27 protein-coding genes are annotated in these 26,982 nt (G+C 31.8%); 14 read left to right on the top strand and 13 right to left on the bottom strand.

Annotated elements, in window-relative coordinates:
- Position 1: 1 nt before the first annotated feature.
- Positions 2-1,210 carry a GAF domain-containing sensor histidine kinase gene (locus IL45_RS00965; protein ID WP_036579169.1) on the bottom strand — a complete coding sequence of 403 codons (1,209 nt, stop codon included), beginning with the start codon at positions 1,208-1,210 and terminating at the stop codon, positions 2-4.
- Between the two features lie 279 nt (positions 1,211-1,489).
- On the opposite strand from IL45_RS00965, the gene IL45_RS00960 reads away from it, so the two are divergent.
- The 7 genes from IL45_RS00960 to IL45_RS00930 all read left to right on the top strand — a co-directional run bounded on the left by IL45_RS00960 (position 1,490) and on the right by IL45_RS00930 (position 7,370).
- Positions 1,490-2,494 carry a glycosyltransferase family 9 protein gene (locus tag IL45_RS00960; protein ID WP_235183305.1) on the top strand — a complete coding sequence of 335 codons (1,005 nt, stop codon included), beginning with the start codon at positions 1,490-1,492 and terminating at the stop codon, positions 2,492-2,494.
- 18 nt (positions 2,495-2,512) lie between these two features.
- Entirely contained in the window at positions 2,513-3,028 is a 516-nt protein-coding gene (locus IL45_RS00955) for a membrane protein (protein ID WP_036579166.1), read from the top strand.
- Positions 3,029-3,062: 34 nt separating this feature from the next.
- On the top strand, positions 3,063-4,166 hold the full coding sequence (locus IL45_RS00950; RefSeq protein ID WP_036579165.1) for an MBL fold metallo-hydrolase: 1,104 nt from the start codon (positions 3,063-3,065) through the stop codon (positions 4,164-4,166).
- A 154-nt stretch (positions 4,167-4,320) separates the two neighbouring features.
- Positions 4,321-5,631 carry a DEAD/DEAH box helicase gene (locus IL45_RS00945; protein ID WP_036579164.1) on the top strand — a complete coding sequence of 437 codons (1,311 nt, stop codon included), beginning with the start codon at positions 4,321-4,323 and terminating at the stop codon, positions 5,629-5,631.
- A 170-nt stretch (positions 5,632-5,801) separates the two neighbouring features.
- The gene (locus tag IL45_RS00940; protein WP_036579162.1) at positions 5,802-5,993 is read left to right on the top strand and encodes a cold-shock protein; all 192 of its coding nucleotides are present in this window, start codon (positions 5,802-5,804) and stop codon (positions 5,991-5,993) included.
- A 179-nt stretch (positions 5,994-6,172) separates the two neighbouring features.
- Positions 6,173-6,364, top strand: a complete 192-nt coding sequence (locus IL45_RS00935; protein ID WP_036579160.1) for a cold-shock protein — start codon at positions 6,173-6,175, stop codon at positions 6,362-6,364.
- 178 nt (positions 6,365-6,542) lie between these two features.
- On the top strand, positions 6,543-7,370 hold the full coding sequence (locus tag IL45_RS00930; protein WP_036579159.1) for a hypothetical protein: 828 nt from the start codon (positions 6,543-6,545) through the stop codon (positions 7,368-7,370).
- Between the two features lie 57 nt (positions 7,371-7,427).
- Here the strand turns inward: IL45_RS00930 and IL45_RS00925 are convergent, their stop codons facing one another.
- Positions 7,428-7,733, bottom strand: a complete 306-nt coding sequence (locus IL45_RS00925; RefSeq protein WP_036579157.1) for a hypothetical protein — start codon at positions 7,731-7,733, stop codon at positions 7,428-7,430.
- Positions 7,734-7,933: 200 nt separating this feature from the next.
- On the opposite strand from IL45_RS00925, the gene IL45_RS00920 reads away from it, so the two are divergent.
- Both IL45_RS00920 and IL45_RS00915 read left to right on the top strand, forming a co-directional pair.
- A complete protein-coding gene (locus IL45_RS00920) occupies positions 7,934-8,185 on the top strand; it encodes a hypothetical protein (protein WP_200875657.1) in 252 nt (83 codons plus the stop codon).
- A 98-nt stretch (positions 8,186-8,283) separates the two neighbouring features.
- The gene (locus IL45_RS00915; RefSeq protein WP_036579155.1) at positions 8,284-8,646 is read left to right on the top strand and encodes a DoxX family protein; all 363 of its coding nucleotides are present in this window, start codon (positions 8,284-8,286) and stop codon (positions 8,644-8,646) included.
- 3 nt (positions 8,647-8,649) lie between these two features.
- On the opposite strand, the gene IL45_RS00910 is transcribed toward IL45_RS00915, so the two are convergent.
- From IL45_RS00910 to IL45_RS00870, 9 genes are all read right to left on the bottom strand, one after another.
- The gene (locus IL45_RS00910) at positions 8,650-8,997 is read right to left on the bottom strand and encodes a DoxX family protein (RefSeq protein ID WP_036579153.1); all 348 of its coding nucleotides are present in this window, start codon (positions 8,995-8,997) and stop codon (positions 8,650-8,652) included.
- Between the two features lie 258 nt (positions 8,998-9,255).
- Positions 9,256-9,984 (bottom strand): acyl-CoA desaturase, encoded by a 729-nt coding sequence (locus tag IL45_RS00905; RefSeq protein ID WP_036579152.1) that lies wholly within the window; start codon positions 9,982-9,984, stop codon positions 9,256-9,258.
- A gap of 55 nt (positions 9,985-10,039) precedes the next feature.
- Entirely contained in the window at positions 10,040-10,609 is a 570-nt protein-coding gene (locus IL45_RS00900) for a Crp/Fnr family transcriptional regulator (RefSeq protein ID WP_036579319.1), read from the bottom strand.
- 175 nt (positions 10,610-10,784) lie between these two features.
- Positions 10,785-11,084, bottom strand: coding sequence for a hypothetical protein (locus tag IL45_RS00895; protein WP_036579150.1), 300 nt, complete (start codon positions 11,082-11,084; stop codon positions 10,785-10,787).
- Between the two features lie 221 nt (positions 11,085-11,305).
- Positions 11,306-12,556, bottom strand: a complete 1,251-nt coding sequence (locus IL45_RS00890) for a mechanosensitive ion channel family protein (RefSeq protein WP_036579148.1) — start codon at positions 12,554-12,556, stop codon at positions 11,306-11,308.
- A 238-nt stretch (positions 12,557-12,794) separates the two neighbouring features.
- A complete protein-coding gene (locus IL45_RS00885) occupies positions 12,795-13,361 on the bottom strand; it encodes a DUF4494 domain-containing protein (RefSeq protein WP_036579147.1) in 567 nt (188 codons plus the stop codon).
- A gap of 195 nt (positions 13,362-13,556) precedes the next feature.
- The gene (locus IL45_RS00880) at positions 13,557-13,994 is read right to left on the bottom strand and encodes a TlpA family protein disulfide reductase (RefSeq protein WP_036579145.1); all 438 of its coding nucleotides are present in this window, start codon (positions 13,992-13,994) and stop codon (positions 13,557-13,559) included.
- 164 nt (positions 13,995-14,158) lie between these two features.
- Positions 14,159-14,764 carry a hypothetical protein gene (locus IL45_RS00875; RefSeq protein ID WP_036579143.1) on the bottom strand — a complete coding sequence of 202 codons (606 nt, stop codon included), beginning with the start codon at positions 14,762-14,764 and terminating at the stop codon, positions 14,159-14,161.
- Positions 14,765-14,826: 62 nt separating this feature from the next.
- A complete protein-coding gene (locus IL45_RS00870; RefSeq protein ID WP_036579142.1) occupies positions 14,827-15,459 on the bottom strand; it encodes a thiamine phosphate synthase in 633 nt (210 codons plus the stop codon).
- A gap of 427 nt (positions 15,460-15,886) precedes the next feature.
- On the opposite strand from IL45_RS00870, the gene IL45_RS00865 reads away from it, so the two are divergent.
- The 4 genes from IL45_RS00865 (at position 15,887) to IL45_RS15210 (ending at position 22,391) form a co-directional block, all read left to right on the top strand.
- A complete protein-coding gene (locus IL45_RS00865; RefSeq protein WP_036579140.1) occupies positions 15,887-16,546 on the top strand; it encodes an oxygen-insensitive NAD(P)H-dependent nitroreductase NfsB in 660 nt (219 codons plus the stop codon).
- Between the two features lie 592 nt (positions 16,547-17,138).
- Positions 17,139-17,597 carry a hypothetical protein gene (locus IL45_RS00860; RefSeq protein ID WP_146128678.1) on the top strand — a complete coding sequence of 153 codons (459 nt, stop codon included), beginning with the start codon at positions 17,139-17,141 and terminating at the stop codon, positions 17,595-17,597.
- 188 nt (positions 17,598-17,785) lie between these two features.
- Complete coding sequence (locus tag IL45_RS00855) at positions 17,786-18,433, top strand: hypothetical protein (RefSeq protein WP_036579138.1); 648 nt, start codon at positions 17,786-17,788, stop codon at positions 18,431-18,433.
- A 163-nt stretch (positions 18,434-18,596) separates the two neighbouring features.
- Positions 18,597-22,391, top strand: a complete 3,795-nt coding sequence (locus IL45_RS15210; protein ID WP_051788594.1) for a YecA family protein — start codon at positions 18,597-18,599, stop codon at positions 22,389-22,391.
- Positions 22,392-22,786: 395 nt separating this feature from the next.
- Here the strand turns inward: IL45_RS15210 and IL45_RS00845 are convergent, their stop codons facing one another.
- Together IL45_RS00845 and IL45_RS00840 are read right to left on the bottom strand one after the other, a co-directional pair.
- Positions 22,787-23,353, bottom strand: coding sequence for a DUF4251 domain-containing protein (locus IL45_RS00845; protein ID WP_036579137.1), 567 nt, complete (start codon positions 23,351-23,353; stop codon positions 22,787-22,789).
- Between the two features lie 43 nt (positions 23,354-23,396).
- Complete coding sequence (locus tag IL45_RS00840) at positions 23,397-24,710, bottom strand: hypothetical protein (protein WP_036579135.1); 1,314 nt, start codon at positions 24,708-24,710, stop codon at positions 23,397-23,399.
- 319 nt (positions 24,711-25,029) lie between these two features.
- On the opposite strand from IL45_RS00840, the gene IL45_RS00835 reads away from it, so the two are divergent.
- Positions 25,030-26,982 (top strand): hypothetical protein (locus tag IL45_RS00835; RefSeq protein WP_036579134.1); only part of this gene is annotated, 1,953 nt, incomplete at its 3' end.

The following is a 26,982-nucleotide window of genomic DNA, read 5'->3' as shown; positions in this document are numbered from 1 at the left end:
TTTATACCTCTTTTTTAGGAAGAAAAATTTTAAATTCAGTCCATTTTCCTAATTCTGAGCTTACTTCAATTCTACCATTCATGTGTTCTAAAAGTCTAGCAACGGTAGCCAGACCAATTCCTGTCCCTGGTTTACCGTTCTTATCCTCTTGAGTGGCTATATAGAATAACTTAAAAATTGATTGTATTCTATCTGGCGCAATACCCATTCCGTTATCTTTAATATGTAATTCATATTCATTAGAATGATTTATCAGAACAACGTCTATAGCTGTTTTTGATTTATCGCTATATTTTACAGCATTAGTAAATAAATTAATTAGAATTTGTTGAAGTGCTATTTCATTAGTTACCAGCGTTGTGTCTGTTTCTGGTATGTAAATAACCTCTACACTATCATCCATTACAGTCATAGAAATAACATCTTCAATTAAATCCACGTAACTTACATTATCATAGTTCTCAGTAACCAATTCTTCACTGCGATAAAATTGCAACATGCCGTCTATATAACGGCTCATACTTTTAGTACTATCTTTAAGAATACCTAGATACTCTATCGATTGTGAGGATAGGCTAGTTGAATCTTCTTTAAGTAAATCTGATATCATAAGGATATTAGACAACGGTGCTTTTAAGTCGTGTGACACAATACCTGCAAAATCTTTTAACTCATCATTTCGCTCCTTTAATATGTTGCCTAATCTATCTAATTCAAAAGTTTTAAATCGTTCTTCAAAGAGAGACATCACCTGTTTAGCCATTGCTTTAAGAGCACTAATTTGATGACCAGTTAATACTCGTGGCTTATGATCATAAACGCATAAAGTCCCTAATTTATAACCGTTTACATCTACAAGAGGTACACCTGCATAAAATATAGCCTTTAAACCTTCTACTAATGGATTGTCTTTAAATCGTTCATCTTCTCTAGCATCAGGCACAATCATTATATCTTCCTCACTTACAATAGCATGCCCACAAAAAGAAATATCTCGTGGTGATTCACTTAAATCAACACCTTGTCTTGATTTTAAAAAATTCCTGTCTTTATCCACTAGAGTAATCAATGAAATAGGAGCCTCACAAATACTAGAAATAATAGAAGTGATATTATCATAGTTTTCCTCGGGCATGGTATCTAGTAATTTATACTTTTCTACAGCAGCCTGTCTTTGAATCTCATCTTTAGGAATAGGTGGAGCTATCATTGTTGTCAAATTATAACTGCAAATTAAGAGTATTATCATTGATATATACTCTGAAAATCACTTTTTTAAAGACTATATGTTATTACTTATCATTATTATAGTTAATGTTATATAGATCATGATAATTGCGCTTTCGCGAAAGCGAGATCGTTAAAAACCTCACAGATTAAAATAAAATATTTAATTAAACACTTTGGTTGCTGTTGCTTACTTTTGCCATTCGTTTGAAATAAAACAATGGCGTCTTCTAAAAAAGTCAATAATTATCGTAGGAAAATCATGAAATCTCTAACGAGAAAGTTAGGGAGCAATCATGAACCGATGCCTGGCGATTTAAAAGACCTTAAAGAAGTAAAAAGAGTGTTAATCGTGCGCACTAATCATAGATTGGGCAATCTTATTTTAATAACACCTTTAGTACAAGAAGTCATACGTACTTTTCCTAATGTAAAAATTGACCTAATTGTTCAAGGGTTTCTAGGACCTATAATCTTTGAAAATTATGAAGCAGTTGATCATATCACTAGACTTCCTAAGAAGCCATTTAAGAATCTTAAAGATTATATTGAAGGAGCAACATCAGTTCGCAAATACAAATATGATTTTGCTATTAACGCTGTGATAGGCTCTTCTTCTGGTCGATTATATACACAAATGGCTAGAGCTAAGTATAAAGTCTTTGGAGAAGAAGGACAAGACTTTACTCAACAGTTCGAGGATGGACGTCATATCGCAAAAGAACAAGTCTATGCCTTCAGAGCTTATATGACAAGATTAGGTTTTATTAATGATAATTTACCAGTACCTAACCTAAGTTTAAAACTTAGTAATAAGGAATTACAAAGTGGACTAAAAAGACTACGAGAAATAGTTGATGATTCAAAGAAGGTCATTTCAATTTTCACATTTGCTACTGGAGATAAATGTTATCAACCAGAGTGGTGGATACCGTTTTATAAAAGATTACAATTAGAGTATCCAGATTATCACATTGTAGAGGTGTTGCCTTATGAAAATGTTTCACAAATCAATTTTACAGCGCCATCTTATTACAGTAAGGATATAAGAGAAATTGCAGCTTTCATTTCTCATACTGATGTGTGGATAGGTGCCGATTGTGGAATCATGCATCTTGCAAGCGCATCTGGAGCACCTGTTGTAGGATTGTTTTCTAGAACTAATCGTCACGTATACGAACCTTTTAACGGAAAGAGTTTTTCCTTATTTACAGGAGACTTAACCTATGATGAAATAATTAAAGCCGTAGATGGCGTTATTAAATAAATTTAAACTTTATATATTATGGCAAGACCAAGTGCTACATCGCTTAAAATGAGAATATTTCACCGCTATTTAGGGTTTTTCCTTGCAGGAATAATGGCTATTTATGCAATAAGTGGTATTGTTTTAATTTTCCGTGATAGTGATGTAATGAAACGCGAGGTTTCCTATACAAAAACAATTAATGCACAACTCAATGAGAAAGCTTTAGGACAGGCTATAGGTGATAAGCGATTAAAGATAGAAAAAGTGAATGGCGATGTATTGACCTTTAAAAATGGAGATTATAACAAAGCAACTGGTGCTGTAAATTATACAAAAATGGAATTACCATATGTTTTGGATAAAATGACTCACTTACACAAAGCAAAATCTAGTCAACCTTTATTCTTTTTAAATATCACATTTGGTCTAGGATTATTATTCTTTGTATTATCCAGTTTCTGGATGTTTATGCCTGGTACTTCTATATTCAAAAAAGGAATGTATTATACGGCAGCTGGTATAGTGCTAGCCTTAGTTTTGTTATTTATTTAAAGAATTGAAGACATTTAAAAAAATACTACGACGCATGATTTGGACCATCCTTAGCATCATTATTTTACTTGTTGTAGTATATTTTGTATTTGTCAATTTCTATCCCACTTTTGGAGGTGATGTAAATGAAGATAGACAACGTTTATATCAATCATCATCAAACTATTCTGATCATAAGTTTAGAAACATTGATGCTAGTGTACCACCTGATTTAGGGTTAAGTAAAACTTTAGGTATCGCTTATAAGTTCCTTACTACTAAGGTTCCTAATGGATCACCATCACATGATCTTCAGGTACAAAAAGTCAATAAAAAGATATTAAAAGAGCAGGATTCTACACAATTGATATGGTTTGGTCATTCTGCTTTTTATTTAAAAATGAATGATAAAAGCATTCTCATAGATCCTATGTTTGGTAAAGTGGCAGCTCCACATCCATGGTTAGGTGCAAATCGTTTTAATAGTGAATTACCTATTGAAATTGAAGATTTACCGTCTATTGATGCCGTTATTATATCTCACGATCATTACGATCACCTTGATTATGATTCTATTATAGCTTTAAAAGATAAAGTTTCTCATTATTATGTCCCATTAGGTGTAGGCGTTCATTTAGAAGCATGGGGAATAGAGTCCAGTGCTATTACAGAACTAGACTGGTGGCAAGAGGTGACACTAGGTGATATACAACTAGCGTGTACACCAGCACAACATTTTTCTGGTAGAAAGATAGGAGCAGAGCAAAGTACTTTATGGAGTAGTTGGGTGATACAAAATGAGACTGAAAAGTTATTCTTTAGTGGTGATAGTGGTTATAGCGATCATTTTAAAGCTATTGGGAATCAATATGGTCCATTTGATCTAGCTTTAATGGAATGCGGTCAGTACAACGAGTTGTGGTCTGATATTCACATGATGCCAGAGGAAACAGCTCAAGCTGGTAAGGATCTTAATGCTCGCGCAATAATGCCTATTCACTGGGCAGGATTCAAACTAGCTTTACATGATTGGCGAGATCCAGTGAATCGTGTTACTACTGCTGGTGAATTGTTAAATCTACCTGTTATCACACCTCAAATTGGTGATGTGATACATCTCGATGATACTGCATCAGCTTATGGGCAGTGGTGGAAGTAGAGGTTCTATTTATTGAACATTACATTGCATAATATCCGTCTTTAACCTCGCTTTCGCGAAAGCGGAATACCTATTTACTGAGCAAGTATATCATCAAACTCACTTATGATCATTCTTAAGGCATCACATTATAAGAAACGACTACTTTTGCACTATGTCAACAACTATAAAGAATCAAGAACAAATACTTGCAAAATTAGGAATCACAACACTGAATCCTATGCAAGAACAGGCCATACTAACCATACCTGCCTATCCTAATACTATTTTACTGTCACCTACAGGTACCGGAAAAACGCTCGCTTTTCTATTACCCGTCATTGATTTATTAAAACCACAAATTAAAGAGGTACAGCTTCTTATCATAGTTCCGTCGAGAGAACTAGCTATTCAAATTGAGCAAGTGATACGTGATATGGGAACTGGTTTTAAGGCAAACGCAGTATATGGTGGACGTCCTATATCAAAAGATAAAATAGAACTTGCCCATACACCAACTATATTAATAGGTACTCCAGGTCGTGTGCTAGATCATCTAGATCGTGAAAGTTTCTCAATTGATGATCTTAAAACAATTGTACTTGATGAATTTGATAAGTCTCTAGAAATAGGGTTTGAACGTGAAATGAGTGATATCATGAGTATCCTAGTCAATGTTAAAAAGCGAATTCTAACTAGTGCTACTCAAAACATACGTATACCAGATTTTGCAAGAGTTAAAAATCCTAAGGTAATAGATTATACCGCTACAGGTGTTAAAGAGTTGGCTATTAAAAAAGTGAGCTCTCCAGATAAGGATAAATTAAAAACGTTAGTAGAATTATTACACCATATAGGAAACCAACCAGGTATCATATTTTGTAATTTTAAGGATACGATCAATTTTGTTAGCGAATACTTAAGTACTCACGATATTGAACATGGACTTTTCTATGGTGGTATGGAGCAACAAGAGCGTGAACGTGCGCTGATAAAATTTAGAAACGGTACTCATCAAATTATCATTGCAACAGATCTTGCAGCACGTGGATTAGATATTCCAGAATTGAAATATATCATACACTATCAATTGCCTCTAAAGGCAGAAGAGTTTACGCATAGAAATGGTAGAACAGCACGAATGAATGCCTCTGGAACTGCATATGTATTGCAGTGGAATAAAGAAACCGTGCCGGAATTTATAACAACAGAAGACGTTCTGGTACCAGATGCTATTAAAAGTTCTTTACAAACAGAATGGGCTACCGTATTTATTTCTGGTGGTCGTAAGGATAAAATTTCTAAAGGTGATATCGCTGGGTTATTCTTTAAACAAGGTGGATTAAATAAAAATGAGTTAGGAGTTATAGAGTTGAAACAGGATTGTGCTTTTGTAGCCGTACCTAAGAAAAAACTTTATGATGTGATTGAAAAGACTAATAATACGCGGCTTAAAAAGAAAAAGGTGCGCATTTATAAACTTTAGTTAATCTAATTGCTTGAAAAAGAATGGCTTTTAGTCGTGATATATTAGTTTTATAAGCTTGAAAGGCTTGTTAAGCCTCAATAAATGAAGATATATCAAAAAATAAAGCCGATTAGCAGTTTAATGGCTCTATCTTTGCAACTTACATTATATAATTTAATTACATTAAGATGAGTAAAGGAACAGTAAAATTTTTCAACGAGACTAAAGGATTTGGTTTTATCACTGAAGAAGGAGTAGACAAAGATCACTTCGTACACATTTCAGGATTAATCGACGAGATCCGTGAAGGTGACGAGGTTGAATTTGACCTTAAAGAAGGTAACAAAGGATTAAATGCAGTGAACGTAAAAGTTCTTTAAGACATATATTCAAAGTTTAAGAAAAAGCCCATCCATATGATGGGCTTTTTTATGCGCTATTTTTTGTGAATTGGTGATGAGTGGTATTCATAAGCGTAGAGATTTGAATATAATAGTTTGTTTAAAAGATGGCACGTGCTTTGCTAACTAAATAGTATAATAAATTTAATTACATTACAATGAGTAAAGGAATAGTAAAATTTTTCAACGACACCAAAGGATTTGGATTCATCACTGAAGAAGGAGTAGACAAAGATCATTTTGTACACATTTCAGGATTAATCGATGAGATCCGTGAAGGTGACGAAGTGGAATTTGATCTTAAAGAAGGAAACAAAGGATTAAATGCCGTGAACGTTAAAGTTCTATAGGACATATATTTTTAAAGTTTTAGAAAAAGCCCATCCATAGTGATGGGCTTTTTTATGATCTATTTTCTAGAATCATCGGTAATTAGAGATAAAGCTTGAGATAAGTTTAACAGCACATCACAACTCAAATGATAATTAATATTGAAATTTGTATTTCCAAAAAAAATAAAATATAATTATGAAAAAAATCTTACTGATATGGGTCTTAGCCATAGCTATTACGAGTTGTAAGGAAGCACAAAAAGAAATTGAGATAACAAAAGAAACGACCAAAGTTACTGATGTAATTGATTTAGAGCCTATTAGTGAGTTTACAGCAGCGATTGAAATGGCACACAAAAAAGATGCTTTTTTAGATAAGGATGCAGTACAATATGACTTTAGTGTAGCATTTGGTGGTAATACAATCTTTGAAGGTGTAATTACTCAGGAAACTGACGGTTCAATGATACATATGGTGAAAAACGATGGTAGTGTAATTGTTTTTGATGGTGATAACGTATTTGCTAGTAATGAAGCTGATTTAACTAACCCAATGACTAGATTTCACATCTTCACTTGGCCATATTTCTTTTCTATGCCATATAAATTAAATGATGGCGGTACGATTTGGCAAGATGAAAAAGCAATGACATGGGGCAATACAACTTTTCCGACAGCTCGATTATCTTTTGAAAATGGAGTAGGTGATACCTCTGAGGACTGGTACGAGGTTTACAAAAACCCAGAAACTAATGTTCTTGCAGGAGTTGCTTACATCGTTAGTTATGGTAAAGGAGTTGAGGCTGCAGAAAAAGAACCACATGCTGCAAAATATAACGAGTTAACTATGGTTGACGGTGTGCCGTTTGCTACTAATTGGTCTTTTCATAATTGGAATACACAAGATGGTTATACCAATCAAATAGGTCTGGCTACTATAAAAAATATCCAGTTTGTTAATAAAGAAGATTCATTCTATGCACAACCTGATGGTGCTGGAGAGGTTGCTATGCCTGGTGAGTAAAAATTATTTGATATAAAAAAAGCCTGTCTCATGACAGGCTTTTTTTATATCAAAATTTTAACCTTGTAGAGATACGCTCGCATTACATGCTGCACAAGTCATAGCTTTTCCTGCTGTTAAATCCTTTGTTTTAAAGCTTATTATCGTACCGCAGTCAGGACACGGAATTGTTGTTTCATTAACTTTTTTACTTTTAGTAAATAGTTTCAATTCTTTAAGCTTTTGAGCATCGACATCAGTAGGCTCATTTATTCCTAGAATAGTGTCACATTTTGAACAAGTAAATGTTTGACCTTTTAAATAGAGCTCTGTGTCTACAGTGATAGGTGTGTCACATTTTATGCATGGTATATCATTAATCATATTCAATAGGATTTTAAGTATGCAAAATTATTCTTTAAACTTATCATATACTATTAAGTGCTATGAATAAATGAGATTTACATAAATTAGTAATTCATAAAAGATATTACACTATCGCGCTTCAATATTTATTCATATGTTCTGCAAATAAGGATCGATCAAAAACCACCGAAGACTTTTTCAGTTCTCAATATAGACAAATGTCCTTTGAATCTGCAGGCACAAATGATGTGACTTGTAAAAAGTTAGGAACGAACCTAGTTACAAAAGATATGATGGAAAAATCCCATAAAGTATATGTTATGGAGACCAAACATCAGATCTCTTTACAAAAGAAATTTGGGAATCAATTCTTTATTAAGATTACAATTCTACATATTCCCGACATCTATAAATATGGATCTTCAGTATTAATAGATATTCTTAAAAAAAGAGTTTGTTTTGATTCTTAGATTGATTTTAACATAAATTCATACATGTTCCTTTAAATTTATTAAAAATATAAAGAGAGTATTTAAATCTGCTTTCGCGAAAGCATAATAAAAAAAACATGGAATATTTTATCATCGCCCTTAAGGCTGTAGTAGCAATTAGTTTATTAAATGTATGGTTATTACAATTTAATAAAGCCACCAAATGGCGCGGTGGAAATGCACAAAATATGATTGAAGAATTTAGGGTTTATGGTTTACCAGCATGGATGTGCTATGCTGTTGGCTTTTTTAAAGTAACTCTATCGTTACTCTTAATAGCTTCTATATGGTATCCTAACTTAGAAAATATTGCTGCAATAGGTCTTGCTTTATTGTTATCGGGTTCTATATCTATGCATATCAGAATTAAGGATCCAATGTTTAAATCTATTCCTGCAGCTATATTTTTAGCAATGTGTTTAATCATTGCTATTATATAAAGGTTAAAGCATAAGGAAAAAGCGGTAGGCCAAATAAGCATTTAATAAACCAAACAGAAATGCTGGTGCAGATAGCACAAAACTATCCTTGATTTTTAAACGTACTCCAAATCCTAAAAACATCAGTAAGGATAAGCCTAGAGCACCCATAAACCCAAGTATCGATATGGTATAAAGCCCTAGTATGATACTTAAACCACCTAATATTTGAAGTATACCAGTCAAATTGCGATATTGTGGAATACCAAATCGCTCAAACTCTAATGCCATACGGTTAGAAAGTAGACAACTGAAACCGTAAAAAAGGAAACAGGCGCCAGAGAATAAGGCTATTACTGTAAAGGAAGTCATATTTTATTAATGAGTTAGTAATTTACTCTTATTGCATTTATATCACAAGCTTTTACAGAAAGATTAGGATTATACTCTTCATTTAATTTACGTGAGATATTTAATAACATAATTAGCTCAGCTTCTCATAAAGCGGTAACAAAAAAGGTTCCTAAGAATTACTTAGGAACCTTTTTTTAAACCATTAAACTTCATGAATACCATGAAGGATAGAGGATACGTTTTAGCTCTAAAAATGGAGTTGCTTATAAAATAAAATTAAGCTCTTTTTAATTTAATAACACCTATTGAGTTCAATACTTTAATGACTAAGTAGGTCATGTCTATTTCATACCATTTCACACCAAAATTTGCTCTACTAGCATGTTTATGATGATTGTTATGATAACCTTCTCCCATCATTAAAAAATCAAATCGGAATAAGTTTTTACTCGTATTTTTCATTTTAAAGTTTACATAGCCATATATATGACCGAACCAGTTGATGATCACACCATGAACAGGTGCCATCAAAAAAGTAAGCGGTAATAATAACCATTGCCACCAGGCTGTTGCAAATAAGGCAAAGAATAATACATAACCTGTAATCCATAAAAGTCTAGAGAATCTAGAACTAGCAAATTGATCAAAGCCTTTCCACTGTGGCACGTCTTTAGTAAAACGTTGATCGACCTCAATACGTTGCTTATTGATATCTTGATATATGGTTTTAGTCTTCCACATCATGGCAAATAAATTTGCGTCATGTGATGGAGAATGAGGATCTTTTTCAGTGTCTGTATAGGCATGGTGCATGCGGTGCATGATCCCATAGCCATAAGCACTTAAATAACTAGCGCCTTGAAATATCCAAGTAAGGATAAAAGTAATGCGCTCCATCGTTTTAGACATCGTAAATACTTGATGAGCAGCATATCGATGCAGGAAAAACGATTGAAAAAACAAACCGCCATACCACAGCACCAAAACAAAAATTATAATAGTCATGTTTTTTTTACAAAGGTAATTTCAGGCAGCAAGCTAAACAATGAACCTAAATCAATTAAATGCGCTTTCTAATCCTACTTAAAGCTTGTGCGGTAACACCTATATAAGAACTGATATACTTTAACGGTATATCTTTTAAAAGCTCTGGACGCTCTTTAAATAGCTTAATGTAACGTTCTTCAGCAGTAAGATTAAGAAGATTTTGTTCTCTCTTTGATTTTATTAAAAATAGACGTTCTGCAGTAAGTCGACCTATAAGATTACCTATTTGAGTGGTTTGATAAACCGACTGTAAATCTGCATAAGTAATGCTTAAAATTGTGGTGTCTGTTAAAGCTTGTAATTGATATGCCGACGGAGATTGTGTTAAGAAAGAATCATAAGCACTTATAAATTGATCTTTAAAACTAAAACCAAAAGTGATTTCTTTCTCGGTATCTTCTTTAGGTATGTATAAACGTACCACACCAGATTCTATAAATGAAATATGATTCTCTATTTGATTTATTTTTAAAAAAACCTCTTTTTTGGCAACAAAACGGCGCTGTAATTTTGACATAAAAAACTCCCAATCTTCATTAGATATGGAGGCAATTTGCTCGAGATATGCTTTAATCTGCTTCACTAGAATAGGGACTTTAATAGAATTCGAAGATAGTAATTCATTAGATTTATAATCTATGACGATTATCATTTAAGCCTATGTAATTATAGTTCATATCAAGTAATGCTTTTTTGAATAGTCCATTAAAAAAGCTCTCCTAATGTAGAGAGCTTTGAATGAATTATTTTTGTGACCATTATCGGGCAGCATCGTCACGTTCTAGGTTGTTTTTGCGTTCAGATCCCTGACTATGCAATTTATTTTCCTCATCATTGAGACCATTAGGGCCATGATTTTTTTGTGCACTTGTGCGTCCTGGTATATCAAGATCTTTTCCAGTAAAATCTACTTTTTCTTCTCGATTGATTAATTGCTGATCTGATTGATCATCCGTATGAATGTTAGCATTATCATTACGTAAGGTTTGTAAATCTTCCTGAGTCACGTCTGGATTATAAGGTAAGTTTTCTTTGTTTTTTGATTCTTCAGTCTTCATAATTTTTCCTTTTACTTCAAGATAAAGAACTCATAGAAGACCTAGGACTCAATTAACAATACCATAACAATGATTAACAATAGATTGTAATTTATATATTACTTCTGTTAAAATAGTTAAGAAAAAACAACAATTTACTAATAGAGTCAAATAAGATAGCTCGGTATAATGCTGTGTGATAATATAATTACGCTTTCGCGAAAGCGTAATTCATAGTCCAGTTATGCCTTAATATCCTTAAAACTTGAATTACTAGGATACTCAAAAATCTCAAGATTGAAATAAGGAACAGCTGCAATCGTGTGGTCAAATATATCTGCCATGATATATTCATAATTTTTCCATCTCTTATCACTACTAAAGGCATAGATTTCTATAGGAATTCCGTGAGAAGTAGGAGCGAGCTGTCGTACCATGATCATCATGTCTTTATTTACACCACTGTGTTGTTCAATATAGGTTTCAAGGTACTTTCTAAATACACCGATATTAGTCAGGTTGCGGCCATTTAACAAGATGTCTTTATTGATATTTTGCTCACTATTATAACTGTCTATGTCTGATTGTCGAGTCTCTAGATAACTCGATATCAAGCTTATATTTTTTAAGGTATCTACTTCATCTTTAGTCAAATAACTAACGCTATCTAATTTAATGTTTAAGGCTCTTTTAATACGTCTACCATCCGACACTTCCATACCACGCCAGTTTTTAAAAGAGTCTGATATTAACGCATAAGTAGGTATCGTGGTAATAGTTTTATCAAAGTTTTGAACCTTCACCGTAGATAAGTTAATTTCTATCACGTCACCATCTGCACCATATTTTTCAAAGGTGATCCAGTCACCTATACGCACCATATCGTTAATAGAGACTTGTATACTAGCCACAAATCCTAAAATAGTATCTCTAAAGACTAAAATAATAATAGCAGATGCAGCACCTAGAGTTGTAAAGAATTTAATAAACTCAACACTGGTTATAATAGCAAACGCAGATAATAATCCCAGTGCCCAAGCAAAGATCATAAACACCTGTATATAGCTGTCTATGGGCTTATCTCTTAATCGAGGTAAGGTTTTAAAATAATCTTTAAGCGCGTTTAATAAACTGCGTACAATCCATAATGTCAATATGATAGCAAAAACTTTAAAGCCTTTTTCTACCATATTTTCAAAATAAGGAAAATCCTGAAAAACAATAGGAATAAACTCAAGTCCAAAAATAAGTGGAATGATATGCGCTATGTTTTGAGGTACTTTATTAGAAACTAAAAAATTGTCAAAATTAGTCTTGGTCTTTACCGTAAACTGTGTGAACAGCTTTATAAATATCTTTTTAATGATATAATCCACTAAAAATGCAATGACCAGTAAAGCTACAAGAAGAATGAGCATATTTAAATACTTAGCATACACTGCAGTCATACCAGTCTCTACTAGATAATCATATATAAAGTGTTTCATACTCATAGTTGTACTGTTTTAATCTTGTACTGTGTGTCAATGATTTGATCAAGCTAACAGGTTGTAAAATTAACCATCAATAAATCAATAAAAGTCTGTTTAACAATCTTTATGAAATCTAGTGGATTATGGAATCTTTAAGCACTCCATTAGCCTAGAAAAAGGGTAGGAGCTTATGGTTAGAAAACTTAAAAGCCCAACAATCATCGATGATTGTTGGGCTTTTATAAAACTATAAAAAATATTACTCCTCTTCGTCTGCAGTAGCGAGAACATCTGCCATTTCTAGATCTTCATCCATAGCGTGATTTGCCGGTACTGAATCTTTAAGAGCTACAAAGGCTTTTAAACGTTCCATATCTTCATCTTCACCCGTAAAATATGGAAATACATCCATAATCGGTGATTCTGTAATGGCAGGTATGGTATATTCTCCCATGGTATCCTTCATGGTACTCACGGTATTATCATATGCCTCTTTTACATCGTTTGCCTGTACTAATAGATACAGGTTGGTTTTACGTTCTTTACCACTTTCTTCATCAAACGCGATTAGGGACACACGTGATTTAAACCATCGATCAGTATTCTCAAACGGATGGATTTCGGCAAAATTTGCCACTTTTATATTAGTGATTTTAATCTCTTCACTTTCTGGCAAGTAAGCTGCCATTTCTTGAGTGATTCTACTTTCTGCCTCTGTATAAGAAATGGCATCTACTAGAAACGGTTCTGTTTTAATTTTTTGTGTGCCTGACGCTTCATCAAATTTTCTATATTTCACTTTACATTCGTACCAGGTTGCGCTCATCTTTTTTGTTTTTAGGGTGCCAAATATACCCTAGCACAACAACTCAAATCTTCAAAAAACCGAATAGATATTCACAATTTGAAGTGGTCATTTTTAGGTGGTTTAATCCTAGAGGTTTAGGAGATTTATTTTTTTAAAATAATGGATTGCAATAATCTCGCTTATGCGAAAAGGGAATCATAAAAAACATTAAAACTATGCATTTACTAAACTTTCTAGCGCATAAAACAATCGATTTTTGGCATTATCTTGAGAACCGAAGATAGAGCGGTAAAGTTCACCTGTTGCGGTGATGAGTAACCATTGTGGTGTACCTTCTGCTTTAAACTGGTCATATACCTGATGATGCTGGTCGATGTAAATAGGAAATGGGATCTCACCACTGGTGAAAATAGCTTTAATATTCTCTTTTGTGCCTTCGCGATTTTTAAAGTCACTGTGTATAGCAGCTACTTCTATGTCTGGATATTGTAATTGGAATTCATAGGCGAGTGGTATGGCACGTCCAGTACAGCCTAGACAGTCATTATTATAAATAAGTAATAATTGCACCTTACCAGAGTGCTGTTGTATCAAGTCTACTTGATTTAAATCTAGATCTTTAACGTCTATGGATGTGATAGAAGAATTCATCTTTTAATTTTAATGATGATGATAATAGGTTAGTTTAAAAAGACGTTTGTGCTGCGTTAAGGATTGTAACGGCATCCTTTTGCGATGGAGCAAAAGATATAGTGAAAAGCCTGACCCAATAGGGAAACGCCCTAAAAGCATTTACAGTTATAAATGATCAAGGATTATTTTTCAAAGATTTGCTTTATTGATTTGAGTAAACGAGTTTTTATATCGTCTAAAGACTTTGGATTCATGGCAGTGATGCTAGTAGTAGCTACGGGCGCATCTTTTGACGTTTTGTTGATATCATAAACTGCTGCCTCAATAACATAGGTCGTAACTTGATCGGTCTCATACTCTAGATCGTCATCATAACCTTCTATACTTAAGGCATGTAAATCGTTCATATAATTATGCAAGGATTTACTCATTACAGTATCTACAGTTTGGGACTTTTTTGAGGCAAAAAGTATTTTGTTGATTTGCTTTTCTTTACAATGTTTTAGAAAAGCGGCAATTTCTTCTTGTGTTCTCTCTTCTTTATAGGTCACGTCAGGAAAGGTATCATGCATTTTAAAGGTAGTAATATCTAGATCTGATAAAACCTGTGCTGTCTCATTTTCAAATTCTTTTTGTAAAACGATATCTGGTGTACTGGCATAAATTAGTACTTTATCTGTAGGTTGATTATTAAAATCGTCTGCTAACCATTTTGAAGTCGTCATTTTTGAAGAAGAACATGCTACACAAAGTATGATGATTCCTATAATAAAAGTAATTTTTTTCATGAAGCTTGGTTTTACCGCAAGTTAAATAAAATCATAATATCAATTGAACTATAGCTATTGCATTAAAAAGTATGTCGCATCTCACCGGTTGATGAGGCTCCTAGAAGTTGATTAAAGGTTTTAATGCTATTAAAATCTTGTTGTATGGCTTCTGATACAACAAGTCCAGAGATACCTGTATCTAGTAAGCTATTTACATCGGCCGTTGTGATGTCGCCATAAGCGAGTAGTGGTGTCTCTGTTTTTAATGTTTCTATGACTACTGAATATGCTGTGAGATCTAAAGCTTTTATAGAATCATTTGTTGAATTTTTAAATGGACCTAGTACAATATAATCTACATCGCTATTTATCAAATCCTCGCAGTCTTGCAGATGATGTGCTGCGGCACCAATGGATTGCCAGCTATGCAATTGCTCGCGTACATGAGTAGGGCTGGAGTCACTAGGCAATAGATAGACACCATCTAACTTAAGTTCTATAGCAATTTTATAATGGGACCTGATGATTAATCTAGTTTGGAAATGAGAGGTGATTTTAAGAACCTCTGTGGCTAGTGTCAATCGTTCATTTTCTAAAATGTGTTCGAGATCCAGTTGTATTAATTCGGCTCCTGAACTACAGGCTTTTTGAATATTTTCTAGGTGAAGTGCTGCGGTTGCTGCTTGCGATATATAATGAAGTTTAGGTATCATTTTTAGAATCTGAGTATAAGAAATATCATTATAATAACGATTAATATCGATTTAAAATCAATCCTCAAAAGTATATCAATAATATGGGATTATAGAAAGTGTTGAGCAGAGATAATAGCTTCAAAATATAGACAAAGAATCGATAAACCAGTACTATTATATTAATTAAAAGAAGTTGGATTCATTGTTTGTAACTATCAGAAAATGGTAGGTAAAATCCTTAGTTTATACTACATAAAATACGCCATCTGACTTTTATGAAAATTTTAATTTAATTATAATACATTGATTATTAGTTTTTTGTATTGTATTATGATTGTTAAAGAGGTACTACCATTTATGACCGTTATTGTGTGCAAGGTATACTATACATACTTTTGTCACTATACTTTTGATAGTATGATTTTAATCAATTAAAAAATAACAGATGAATTTAAAAGAAATATTAAACTGGAGATACACTACTAAGGAATACGATGTAACCAAGAAAATATCTGAATCAGATATGTCAGAGGTTAAAAACTTGCTAAGGATGAGTCCATCAAGCGTAAATCTTCAACCTTGGCATTTTATAATTGCTGAAACTGAAGAAGGAAAAACACGTATGGCAAAAGGTGCACAAGGTTTCTTTCATTTTAATGAGTCTAAAATTACTAATGCTTCAGCTGTAGTTTTATTTTGTGTTAAAACGGATGCAGATGACGAGTATTACCAACATATTGCAGACACTGAAGATAAAAATGGAAGGTTTCCAAATGAAGACATAAAAAACGGTTTTCTAGGAGCTGTTAAAGCTTTTGCAGGTATTCACAAGTATGATTTAAAAGATCAACAACACTGGATGGAAAAACAAGTTTACTTAAACATAGGAAGCTTTTTATTAGGTGTTGCTAGTTTAGGTATTGATGCTACTCCAATGGAAGGTATAGATGTAAAGGCATTAGATGAAGAATTCGGGTTAAGAGAGAAAGGTTTTACCGCTTTAGTAGCTGTATCTATAGGATATAGAGCCGAATCTGATTTCAATACTACAGATAAAACACCAAAATCAAGATTACCTGAAAGTGAAATTTTTACGGTGCTTTAATTAATGCTTAATTTTACTCTTTATACCATGAGAAAAAGTAGAAATCGCTTTTTTATTTGAGTCGGAAAAAAATGCAAATTCTTTTCTTTAAATTGAAAAAGAAACAATTATTTGGATAAGAAATAATGGGAATTTTATAGTCAAGTAAAGTCAACTAGTTGATTGCCATAAAATCTACTTTTTATTTAAAACTTTTAAAAAGCCACAGTTTGTGGCTTTTTTATTTGGTAACCGTTTGATGCTATACACGTGCGAATCCTGTTGCTATAATATTTACATCATCATGGCATATTCTTCATTATATTAAATTTATAAGTAAGCTGTGTTAAGTTAGTTGTGGTATTACTGATGTCTAAAACCAATGTTACAATTTGTTCTATAATGTACCGCGTTATGTAACTTGAGCTTTGGTTAAAAGCGAGAGTTGTTACTTCTTGTTCTTCATTTTATCCTCATTTTTTTTTGACAAATGTTTCTATACGATGTTAATGGAACACTCTTTATACGAAACGACGATAGGAGAGTAATGAAATGTGTGTGGAATGGAATTAAAATGCGATTTTATTATATTGCAAATAAAGACACCAAATTCATGAAAATTGACTTGAATGATTTCGAACAAGACGAACAGAATAGATATAATAAGGTCAAAAAAATGACCGAGGAAGATTTAATGAAAATTAGTCCAAAATGGGCTGTTGGTAAAAATTACACCAAATGTTCTGAACCGAAATTTTTGCCTGATAGCGATTACACTATAATAGAACTAAACTTATCAAAATTGATTGAATCAACTGATTTTATTGAGCTAAATCCATATGAACTAATTACAGATGATATCAACGATTTTAGATTTGTATATATAATTGAAAGATGGGATAATGGTTTATTTATTGATCCACCTACTATCTATTTAACGAATAATGATGAAAAAGTTAGAATTACTGATGGTCGACACAGAACAATTGCTGCATATCACACTGGAGCAGAATTAATTCCTGTTGCAATTCATAAATCTTTTAATATTGAAAGATTAGACTATTTAAATTAGGATTTCTTTGAGAGAAATAAGTTAAGCTTAAATTAATATTTGTAATATGGATAAGAAAAGTATATTTTAATGACATAGCGACATCTTTTTGTTGTATTTATTTGATATCTGTCAGTAATTTTATTAAAAAAATAAAAAATCATTAATTGGTCTAACGTTTGACTTCTTTAAGTCAAATAAATAGAATTATGAGTACTTTAATTATTTTAGGAACTGCTCATTCGGAAGTAGGAGTTTGTACTTCTGAAGAATTATATAAAATTATAGAGAAAATCAATCCTCAGGTAGTTTTTTGTGAGATTTCTCCTGAAAAATTATCTCGATTTGTGAAGAGAACTGATATTGTTACTCCAGAAATGGAGGTCATTAAAAGATTAATTAAAGAAAAACCTATTGAAATAGTCCCTATTGATGTTAATGAAGATCCATTCGACAAACGTCTAGAAGCTATGTTCTCCTTAATTAATCGGAAAATGAAAGTATACTCTAACGCAAATAATAAGCTATTAAATGAGACATATGTGAAAGGTTTACCTTTTTTAAACAGCCCAGATAGTGATAAGATATTTAGAGATAAAAATTCCATGGAGAAACACTTCATAGATAAGGTGAATAATCAGGAGTTATCAGACTTCTACTCTGAGTGGTTAAGATGGAATGACCTACGTGAGAACCAATGGATTAATCTTATTGATAACAACTTTAAAATAAATAAACCTAATAAGGCAGTATTCCTTGTTGGAGCTGGTCACAGATTTCGATTATTAGACAAGATTAAAAAAATTCATAACAATAGCGAGAATAGTTATGATTGGGATTTCTTTCCTTACAAATGAAACATATGATTTAGGAGAGAAGCCTATTAAGTGTGTGAAATGATTTCAAGTTCACTAATTTTCAAACATTTACGGTTTCACTCAAAGTTATTCCTATAATAATTTGTAAAATTAAAATCTCCCTATTTGTTAAATAATCTTTTCAATATTCTATTAATTTATTATGGGTAATAAAATTGGACGAAATGATAAATGCCCTTGTGGAAGTGGTAAGAAATACAAAAAGTGCTGTATCGGTAAAATTAGCACTGTAAAAATACCAAGACCTACAAATGCACATCCTTTATCAAAGTTTAATATTAATTTTTTAATTGATGTATTTAGTTCGAGTTTTCTTTTTCCAAACAATCATGGAAAAAACATTCGCCTCGAATTATTAATGCGAGAAAGCTTGCTACATGGTAAAAAAGATAATGGTTCAGCAAATATAATTGAATTGATAAAAGTGTTAAACACTTATTATGCACACCATCATTTTGAAGATCCTCCAGTTAATCCGTTTACAAAAATAATTACCTTTTTTGGAGGAGATTATTTAATCTTACCTGGAATATCTGAAGGAGGTGATTTTATATTATCGAATATTCTCGGTGCAATTTTTCACACTAAAAACAAGCTACCAAACACTTTCAAAAGCTTAGTTACTCAATTAAGTTTATTAATGTTAAATATTTCTGACAAAGCAATTAGAGATGTTGGTCTCGAAAGATATTTAGAAGCAGATATTGTAAATAATGAGATTAGTGTTTTTAAAAAAGAAGAAGCTATTGATTATATAAATGCAATTAGTATTGTTGAAGATGATTTTTTGAAATTATGTGAGATATATAAAATTGAAAAGGAAATCATTAATCTAATCCTTTTGGGTATTCAAGAAGAAGATTTAACAACCGTTGAAGAAAGTAAAAATCCTGTTATCGGAAAGCCAATATTAAAAGTAAATGGTGGTTACAAAATAATTTCATTAGGAAACTTTCATATTGCGCTATTACATGCAATAATTGAAATGTCTATTTCTCAAAACTGTTTAAAAGAATTAATAACTATTTATACCTCAATAATTTGGAATAACATTAATGTTCATCTTGGCTACTCAGATTATATTAGGCTAGAAAAATACAAACCTATTGATAATTCAGGCTTAGATATATATGAAGAGTTCTACAGAATTGACAGAGATAAAATTGTATATGTAAGTATGCAATATGATGATGGTAGTAATTATGATATTACTAAACCATTTGGTTCTCAGGGAAAAAATAAGAATGCATCGAGGATAGAAAAACATATTGATCAAGTTATTGAAAGCTTACAAACTCAATTCCCAGATGATAAAATTTTATCAATACAGATTTTTGCAGGATTGGGAAGAGAGTATTATAGAACTTATAAAAAATATGATAGTGTAGAAGTTTTGGCTTTTCCTGCTTATTATTTTGATCTTATTATGAATACAAGAGAATACGAAGCTCTTGATTTTTGGTATTATTCTCAAGCAAAGAAACGATTCGTTGAAAAAACTAGATTTTCTTCCTTTACAGATGAAATCGATTTGTATTCAATGTACAAAGATTTAGATAATTCATTTTATATGAATGATGATGCTCAACCAGATATGATGTGGGTACAATTAGGATATGCTAAGAAATTTATACAAAAAGTATATGAGGATGAAGATGCGCATTCAATCAGTCGTCGAGATGATAAAGGAAGAGTTTATAAGACACCATGCATCAGAATAAAAGGACAGGAAAATCTATACTATTCTCCAGCTGATTTAGGCAAGAGACTTACAAAAGTAATAACAGGTTATAAACAACCTATTTGGGTAGAATCTTTGGATAATTTATCTAAAGTACCAATAGAATCTAAAGGTATCTATATTGAATTTCTTGATGCAATTAGTTATTGGATTTGGCAAATAACTGAATATTTGTCAATTGCTTTGGAAAATATTGATTATCAACCGATAACTATAAACTTCGATTTTAAAGAAAAACTAAAGTTTCATGAAATTGAATTCAAATTTGATAGGGAAGAGGGAATAGAAAATGATTTTGAGATTAGTGTTACAGGTACTACAATTACCATAATTATTCCGCATAAAATTTTGCCGTACTTATATGGTGAGGATAATTTAGGAGAACAAATATTGGTTAGAAAAATCTTGGAAGGATTTAATATGCTTTCAAAAAACAAAATAAATAAAGGTATCTTAACTCAAGATAGCATAAATGAAATAATAGAAAATGTTGTAAATATTCCACATAAAAAGAAGATATATCTTTTAAATACTAATAATAATTTACTGCTTGACCCAAGAGGAACTTCTTCAGTCCGATACATTCAAGAATACAATATAAATAAGAATTTAGATAAACTTATTCCTAAACTTATAAAACATAAAATTATAACAAATAAAACGGTAGATATTGAAGATAAAAACAATTTCATAAAAAAAATGTCTTCTAAAATATTCCTACCAGAATTAATAAACGAAATTGAAAAGTATGACAGTCACTTTTTATTAGAACATTTCATTAGATTGAATGAATCTCTAATTTATAATAGAAATAGGAAAATACTAAACACACCTACAATGATAGCTTGCTTTATAAGTAAGGAAAAGCAAATAGACGATTTAAATGAAAGTTTTCAAGATATCGATAGAACTACATTATCAATTAGATGCTTAATTGAACATATTGCAGCATGTCCTGGAAATGGGAATTTATTGCCAAGTCAAGAAGATATTGATAATTTATTAGCTAAGATGGATCAAATAATTAGTTGGGGAATGATTGGCGATCAAATAAATTATGATTTAGATGATATAAAAATAAATGTTTTAAAGTCTGGAAGAATTGGAACAGATAAAAAATTATCAGAACAGGTATTTAAACCTTTTAGGTTGTCTAAGTCAAGTGAAAATGTAAGTGATGCAATAAATACTTATAAAAACAATTATAAAGATTTGCCTGAAGATGATGGGAAGGAAATATTTACTAAAAAAACAGAAGAAGCATTTATATCCGAATATGGCGTTAACTTGACTCAATTAATCCAATTTAGTCAAGTTCTAAGTGGAATTTGTTTTTTCAAAGATCCTAGTTGTTCTATTTTATATGAAGATGATTTAATATATGAAATACAAAAATTGTTACCTGAATTGAGTAAAGAAAAAATAATAACATCATTAAATCATTTTTCGCTCAGTAAAAGGAAGCACATTATGGATCTTCCAGATGGAATGGAAACCTATGATGTATTTCCTTGGAGATTTAATAGAAGACTTTCCCTTAATCAAAAACCTCTTGTAAAAGTTTTTGATACAGAAAAAAAGGAAAATAAATATTATGTAGGACCTAGACAATTAATTAAATCAGAAAGATTTTTACTTTATTTATTTTATTCAGGGAAATTAAGAACTAAACCAGAGGGGAAATTAAATAAATTAATTGGTAAAAATCTAGATAAAAAAGGAGAGGCCTTTACTAATGAAGTACATCATTATTTTAATGATACTATTCAAAATAGTATAATCGATAAAGAAGTTGAAATAAACACCAAATCTCAATTAAAACACTCGAAAGACATTGGTGATATAGACGTTTTGGTTATTAATAAAGAATCAAAAAAAATCTATTTACTTGAGTGTAAAAATACAGAAGCTGCAAAAAATATTAAACAATTAGTGGAAGAAGTAAATAACTTATTTGGAAGTGAATCAAAAAAAGGATGGATAAAAAAACACAATGAACGATATGAATGGATAATAGCTAATAAAGATTTACTTGGAGCAAAATATAATATTGATTTAAAAGAATTTGATGTTATTCCAATAATATTAACATCAGAACAATTAGCTACAGAATTTCTTAAAAAAGAAGAATTGCCATTTAAATTAGTAAGCTTTTATAATGTTAAAGAAAAATTATTTAGTGCTTTTGAAGATTAAGATTATTATGTAAAATAGAATTTCGATGTTTAGCTCGGCCTCATATACATAGAATTTTATTTTTTTTTTAAATTAATGATTTTGTGACAATCCACGAGAATCGTCTAAAATTTTTTATCACGTACATTTTATCGAATACGCGATTTTTAATTAAAGTAGTAATGAATCCCAAGTTCCAATTATTCTTATAAAGAGAATACTTTAGGAATACTTTTCATAATACTAGATTATAGCTGTCAAATGGATCAAGTGCTCTTATGAACTAAACTATCCTTTTGTTCTATAATTTATATTATGTCAAATAGAATATTTGTAAATGATACTACTCTTTTAAAAGAGCTTTCAAATCTTTTATATGATTATGGATAATAAATTCATACTGATATAGTATCATTCTATAATGGTAATTCTTTAATCTGCTCCATTACACCAGTATATCTAATATTAGAACGATGTGAACTGCTCACATTTATATTTGCCTTGCGGTTTGTAAATATTTCAATGGTAATGTCAAATGATTCTGCCTGATTGCTGATTTGATATTCAACTCGTACTAAGCCTTTTTTATAATCGATATATTGTGTATAATTGGTCGGTATGCCATTAAATTCGATTCCGGTATCTTGATTTCCATAACCTGATGATATGCGTCGTTCTCCAAAATAAGACAATTCGCCTTTTACAGATTTGTTTCCTAACTCGATATAATCATCTCGATCAGATAAATCGATACGGTTTGCACTATCGCCGTTAGGAATTAAAATACCGTTAAGAACATTAGTAACAGCATTAGTTGCTAGTGGATACGCTGTATTCATCACAATTTGAAAATCGTCTTGTTTTATCTTAACCGCTATCTGCTCGAGTTGTTGTTTTTGTTGTGCAACCTCTGCACTATTAAGGTTTGACTTACAACCTATTAATGTTAATACTAAAAGAATTGCTGCTGTTATATGTTTCATTTAAATTTTTAATTATTAGTCGTAATCATCAAATCATATTCTGTTAATCTAAATAAAAAGGTACAACAAAACAGTAGGACGGTCTCACTTTACCTGTAAACCTGTTTCTAGTATATGTACGAATCACATGTCGCCCTGGATCAAGTGTATCTACCTTTATATAAGCAAGATAACCTTCTTCTTTTGTTTTATAGTGTTGATAACGGTCCCAGTTGATATCTGTATATAATTTGTCGTCTATCTCTACTTTAATTAATCTATTGAGTGCTACTTGATCTAATATTCCTCTTTCTTGGACATACTGTCGTCTTAAACTATTTGACTTTGGTTGTTGATAGGTATTTAATTTCAAACTGTCTTGTACATACTTTAAATACCAGTCATACTTACGATGATGCACAATAAATACTTTTAAATAATTATCCTTTACATATTGACTTTGTATTCCACCATTGAAAAAAACCTCATTGGGTGCTAGTTGATCTTCGTACATTTTATAATCTACGATATAGTTTTGAGAAGAATCAAAGGTTTCTCGATCATCAAATAGATTCACATTAAAAGTTCCTGCTTGATAAAACTCTCCAATCTGGTTGATAGATATAAATAACGCTAGTAGTAAATAACCACTACCAAAAGTCAGTAATAACCAAGTCCTACCATTAGTGCGCAGTACAAGTAATTCACGCCTATAAAAGAAAAGACCACTACCATAATAATAGATCTTATACAGCATGTCCCCTATTTTAAAAAAAGTACCGCGTTGATGTTTTTTTCTTAAAAGAAAATCAAATAATCCCAACTGAAGTAATAATACAAATATGGCGGAAGTGTAATTAAACACGGCATTATTGATTAACCAGTATGCTCCAAACAATTCGGCCAAAATGAATTGAATTGATAAAAGGACAATTATCGAACTGAATACTATAAAAGTGAATATGATTGTGATGCTAAAACTAAGGTTAGCCCATTTATCTAGGTTTAATAATCGAGCCTTTGCATTTGCCTGTTCTTTATGATTTTTCTTTTGATAAAAATTGAGTTTCAATTTATCATAATTCACATCATCTGGATGCCAGTAAGATATAGCAAAGTAAGCTAGCCATACTGTTCTTAAAACCAGATTAAGACCAAAACCAATCAATAACACTCTAGTTAATACATAAGTGCCAAAAAACAACAATACTTGTGCATAATCAAAATTAGAAATTGGATATTTTAAAAGAAATAAATGCTTAAAATAATCGGTACTGGTGTAAAGAGAAAAGATAATTCCTCCAGCTATTAAGAATTCTAATTGCCAACTTACTGGAGCATAGTTTTTATACGATGTTTTAAGATGATTTTTCTTCATTTAAAATTAGTTGATATAAAATAGTACGCCCTAAAAGGTAATTGCAACATGGACCTTATAATTACGCTTTCGCGAAAGCGTATATAAAATTTACCTTATAAAAATACAGCATCAGAATTAAATACAATCTTTTCTTTAAGGAAATTGCCTCATTGATTCAGAAAAAGACGACCAAATGAATAGCTATAATCCATATTAACCGATATACAGGTGATTTAACGATTGTTAATGAACTTTTAATAACTCTATACATCTCTTACTATTGAAGGGTTTACAGACAAGTTATTTTTGCATGTTGAATAATAGATGATTATTTTTTATGAAAAAAAACTTACTCACTAGCTGGACCAAAAGAAAATTGCTGTTCATTGCACTTTTAGGTCTACCTTTTTTAAGCATACAGGCTCAATGCCCAGCAGTACCGATTTCACCTCAAGTGATTTGTGATGCTTCTCAACTTACCTTTAATGATTTAGATGCATTTGTAACATCAGGACCAAATGCTGTACGTTGGTTCTTAAATCCTACTGGTGGTAGTGCAATACCACAAACACAACTAGTTCGACAAGGAACATACTATGCTGGTGATACTACAGGTACTTGTGGTACTAGATCACCATTAGTCATTGATTTTACTGTAGATCCTAGTGGACAAAGTCTAGATGCTATTTTTTGTTCTAATGAAATGCCTACCGTACAAAGTTACATAGACACTGCTCTTGCGGTTAATATACCTGCTGGTGGTAGCGTTGAAGTTTATTCAGACTTTGCATTGACAATGATGGTTAGTCCATCGAGCGCTTTATCTGGAAATGCAAACTATTTTATAGTTTTTGTAGATGCTACAGGTTGTAAAGGACAGATAGAATCTGGTAGTACTGCTGTATTTCCTTCCCCTAATGCTCCTACTCCACCTTTAACTCAAGAATTTTGTAGTGATACCAATCCTACTGTTGCCGATTTGAATCCTGGAACTACAGATAATTTTAATTGGTATAGTGATGTTGATATAGCAAATAATCCTATTCCGCCAGCATTACAGCTTACGACTCCATTAATAGATGGTGAAACATATTACATACAAGCAGATAATTTCTTTTGTGAAAGTGATGTCGTTGAGGTAATGGTTCAAATTGATGACCCTGCAAATCCTGGTATAGGAGACACGATAGAGTATTGTGTTGATAGTTTACCAGCTTCAGATTTTGATTTATTTCCTCTATTAACGGGTATGCCAGATACATCAGGTACGTGGTCTGGTCCTACTACTATTACAAATGGTAATCAAGGAACAACTAATATTAGTACTCTAATTGCGGGAACATATAATTATGTCTACACTGTTCCTGGACCAGGTGCATGTCCAGATGAAAACACAACGATAGTCATAGTTATTAATGATGTTTTATCATCAGGAATAGCATCTGCAATCGTTCCTCTTAATTTTTGTGAGTCACAAGCTCCTACAGCTTATGATTTATTTTTATTATTAGACAATGAAGATGCTGGTGGTACATGGACACAAGGTTCTACAAGCGCTTCGCCAGTTATCAATACACCATTTGACTTTACTGGATTAATGCCTGGTACGTATGATTTTACTTATAGTCAAAACCTAAGCCCTAATCCATGCCCAGAAGAATCTACAACGGTTCAAGTTACGGTTCTTCAAGATCCTAATGCAGGAACCGCAATCGCAACTGAGTTTTGTGAGAATGATTTAGTAACTAATTCACCATATGATTTATTTAGTTCATTAGATGGAACACAAGATAACAACCTAGGAACATGGACGGATGCTTCAAACTCTGTAGTAACCAACCCTATTGACATAACTGGTTTAACTGTTGCAGGAAGTCCTTATAATTATACTTATACGATTGATAACGGTTCTTGTACAGATACAGAATCGATTGTTATTACTATTTTACCAGCACCAGAGTCTGGTAATTATATAGGAACACCATTTGAGATTTGTGAAGATGAAGTAGCGGCTAACTCGCCATATGATTTATTCAATTTACTAGATGGAACTCAAGATACAAACGGTACATGGTATACTGGAAATTCTTCAACAGGAACAGCAGTAACAAATTCTATTGACTTAACAACACTAGGAAACGGAACCTTTAATTTCACTTATAATGTTCCAGCCATAGGAACTTGTACTGATGTTGATGTAACGGTAACGGTTATTATTAATCCACTACCAGATACAGGAGTTCCTACTCCACTTTCAGTATGTATCAATGATCTAGCAGCTAATTCTCCT

The organism is Nonlabens ulvanivorans (assembly GCF_000732625.1).
In the GTDB taxonomy this organism is placed as follows: domain Bacteria; phylum Bacteroidota; class Bacteroidia; order Flavobacteriales; family Flavobacteriaceae; genus Nonlabens; species Nonlabens ulvanivorans.
Note: the sequence above shows the minus strand (reverse complement) of the source record. Positions and strands in the feature narration are given on the sequence as shown.

Bases quoted from the DNA above. Each gene is read 5' to 3' on its own strand.
- IL45_RS00965 (WP_036579169.1), bottom strand. From the start codon at position 1,210: ATGATAGCTCCACCTATTCCTAAAGATGAGATTCAAAGACAGGCTGCT.
- IL45_RS00960 (WP_235183305.1), top strand. From the start codon at position 1,490: ATGAAATCTCTAACGAGAAAGTTAGGGAGCAATCATGAACCGATGCCT.
- IL45_RS00955 (WP_036579166.1), top strand. From the start codon at position 2,513: ATGGCAAGACCAAGTGCTACATCGCTTAAAATGAGAATATTTCACCGC.
- IL45_RS00950 (WP_036579165.1), top strand. From the start codon at position 3,063: ATGATTTGGACCATCCTTAGCATCATTATTTTACTTGTTGTAGTATAT.
- IL45_RS00945 (WP_036579164.1), top strand. From the start codon at position 4,321: ATGTCAACAACTATAAAGAATCAAGAACAAATACTTGCAAAATTAGGA.
- IL45_RS00940 (WP_036579162.1), top strand. From the start codon at position 5,802: ATGAGTAAAGGAACAGTAAAATTTTTCAACGAGACTAAAGGATTTGGT.
- IL45_RS00935 (WP_036579160.1), top strand. From the start codon at position 6,173: ATGAGTAAAGGAATAGTAAAATTTTTCAACGACACCAAAGGATTTGGA.
- IL45_RS00930 (WP_036579159.1), top strand. From the start codon at position 6,543: ATGAAAAAAATCTTACTGATATGGGTCTTAGCCATAGCTATTACGAGT.
- IL45_RS00925 (WP_036579157.1), bottom strand. From the start codon at position 7,733: ATGATTAATGATATACCATGCATAAAATGTGACACACCTATCACTGTA.
- IL45_RS00920 (WP_200875657.1), top strand. From the start codon at position 7,934: ATGTCCTTTGAATCTGCAGGCACAAATGATGTGACTTGTAAAAAGTTA.
- IL45_RS00915 (WP_036579155.1), top strand. From the start codon at position 8,284: ATGGAATATTTTATCATCGCCCTTAAGGCTGTAGTAGCAATTAGTTTA.
- IL45_RS00910 (WP_036579153.1), bottom strand. From the start codon at position 8,997: ATGACTTCCTTTACAGTAATAGCCTTATTCTCTGGCGCCTGTTTCCTT.
- IL45_RS00905 (WP_036579152.1), bottom strand. From the start codon at position 9,984: ATGACTATTATAATTTTTGTTTTGGTGCTGTGGTATGGCGGTTTGTTT.
- IL45_RS00895 (WP_036579150.1), bottom strand. From the start codon at position 11,084: ATGAAGACTGAAGAATCAAAAAACAAAGAAAACTTACCTTATAATCCA.
- IL45_RS00890 (WP_036579148.1), bottom strand. From the start codon at position 12,556: ATGAGTATGAAACACTTTATATATGATTATCTAGTAGAGACTGGTATG.
- IL45_RS00885 (WP_036579147.1), bottom strand. From the start codon at position 13,361: ATGAGCGCAACCTGGTACGAATGTAAAGTGAAATATAGAAAATTTGAT.
- IL45_RS00880 (WP_036579145.1), bottom strand. From the start codon at position 13,994: ATGAATTCTTCTATCACATCCATAGACGTTAAAGATCTAGATTTAAAT.
- IL45_RS00875 (WP_036579143.1), bottom strand. From the start codon at position 14,764: ATGAAAAAAATTACTTTTATTATAGGAATCATCATACTTTGTGTAGCA.
- IL45_RS00870 (WP_036579142.1), bottom strand. From the start codon at position 15,459: ATGATACCTAAACTTCATTATATATCGCAAGCAGCAACCGCAGCACTT.
- IL45_RS00865 (WP_036579140.1), top strand. From the start codon at position 15,887: ATGAATTTAAAAGAAATATTAAACTGGAGATACACTACTAAGGAATAC.
- IL45_RS00860 (WP_146128678.1), top strand. From the start codon at position 17,139: ATGAAAATTGACTTGAATGATTTCGAACAAGACGAACAGAATAGATAT.
- IL45_RS00855 (WP_036579138.1), top strand. From the start codon at position 17,786: ATGAGTACTTTAATTATTTTAGGAACTGCTCATTCGGAAGTAGGAGTT.
- IL45_RS15210 (WP_051788594.1), top strand. From the start codon at position 18,597: ATGGGTAATAAAATTGGACGAAATGATAAATGCCCTTGTGGAAGTGGT.
- IL45_RS00845 (WP_036579137.1), bottom strand. From the start codon at position 23,353: ATGAAACATATAACAGCAGCAATTCTTTTAGTATTAACATTAATAGGT.
- IL45_RS00840 (WP_036579135.1), bottom strand. From the start codon at position 24,710: ATGAAGAAAAATCATCTTAAAACATCGTATAAAAACTATGCTCCAGTA.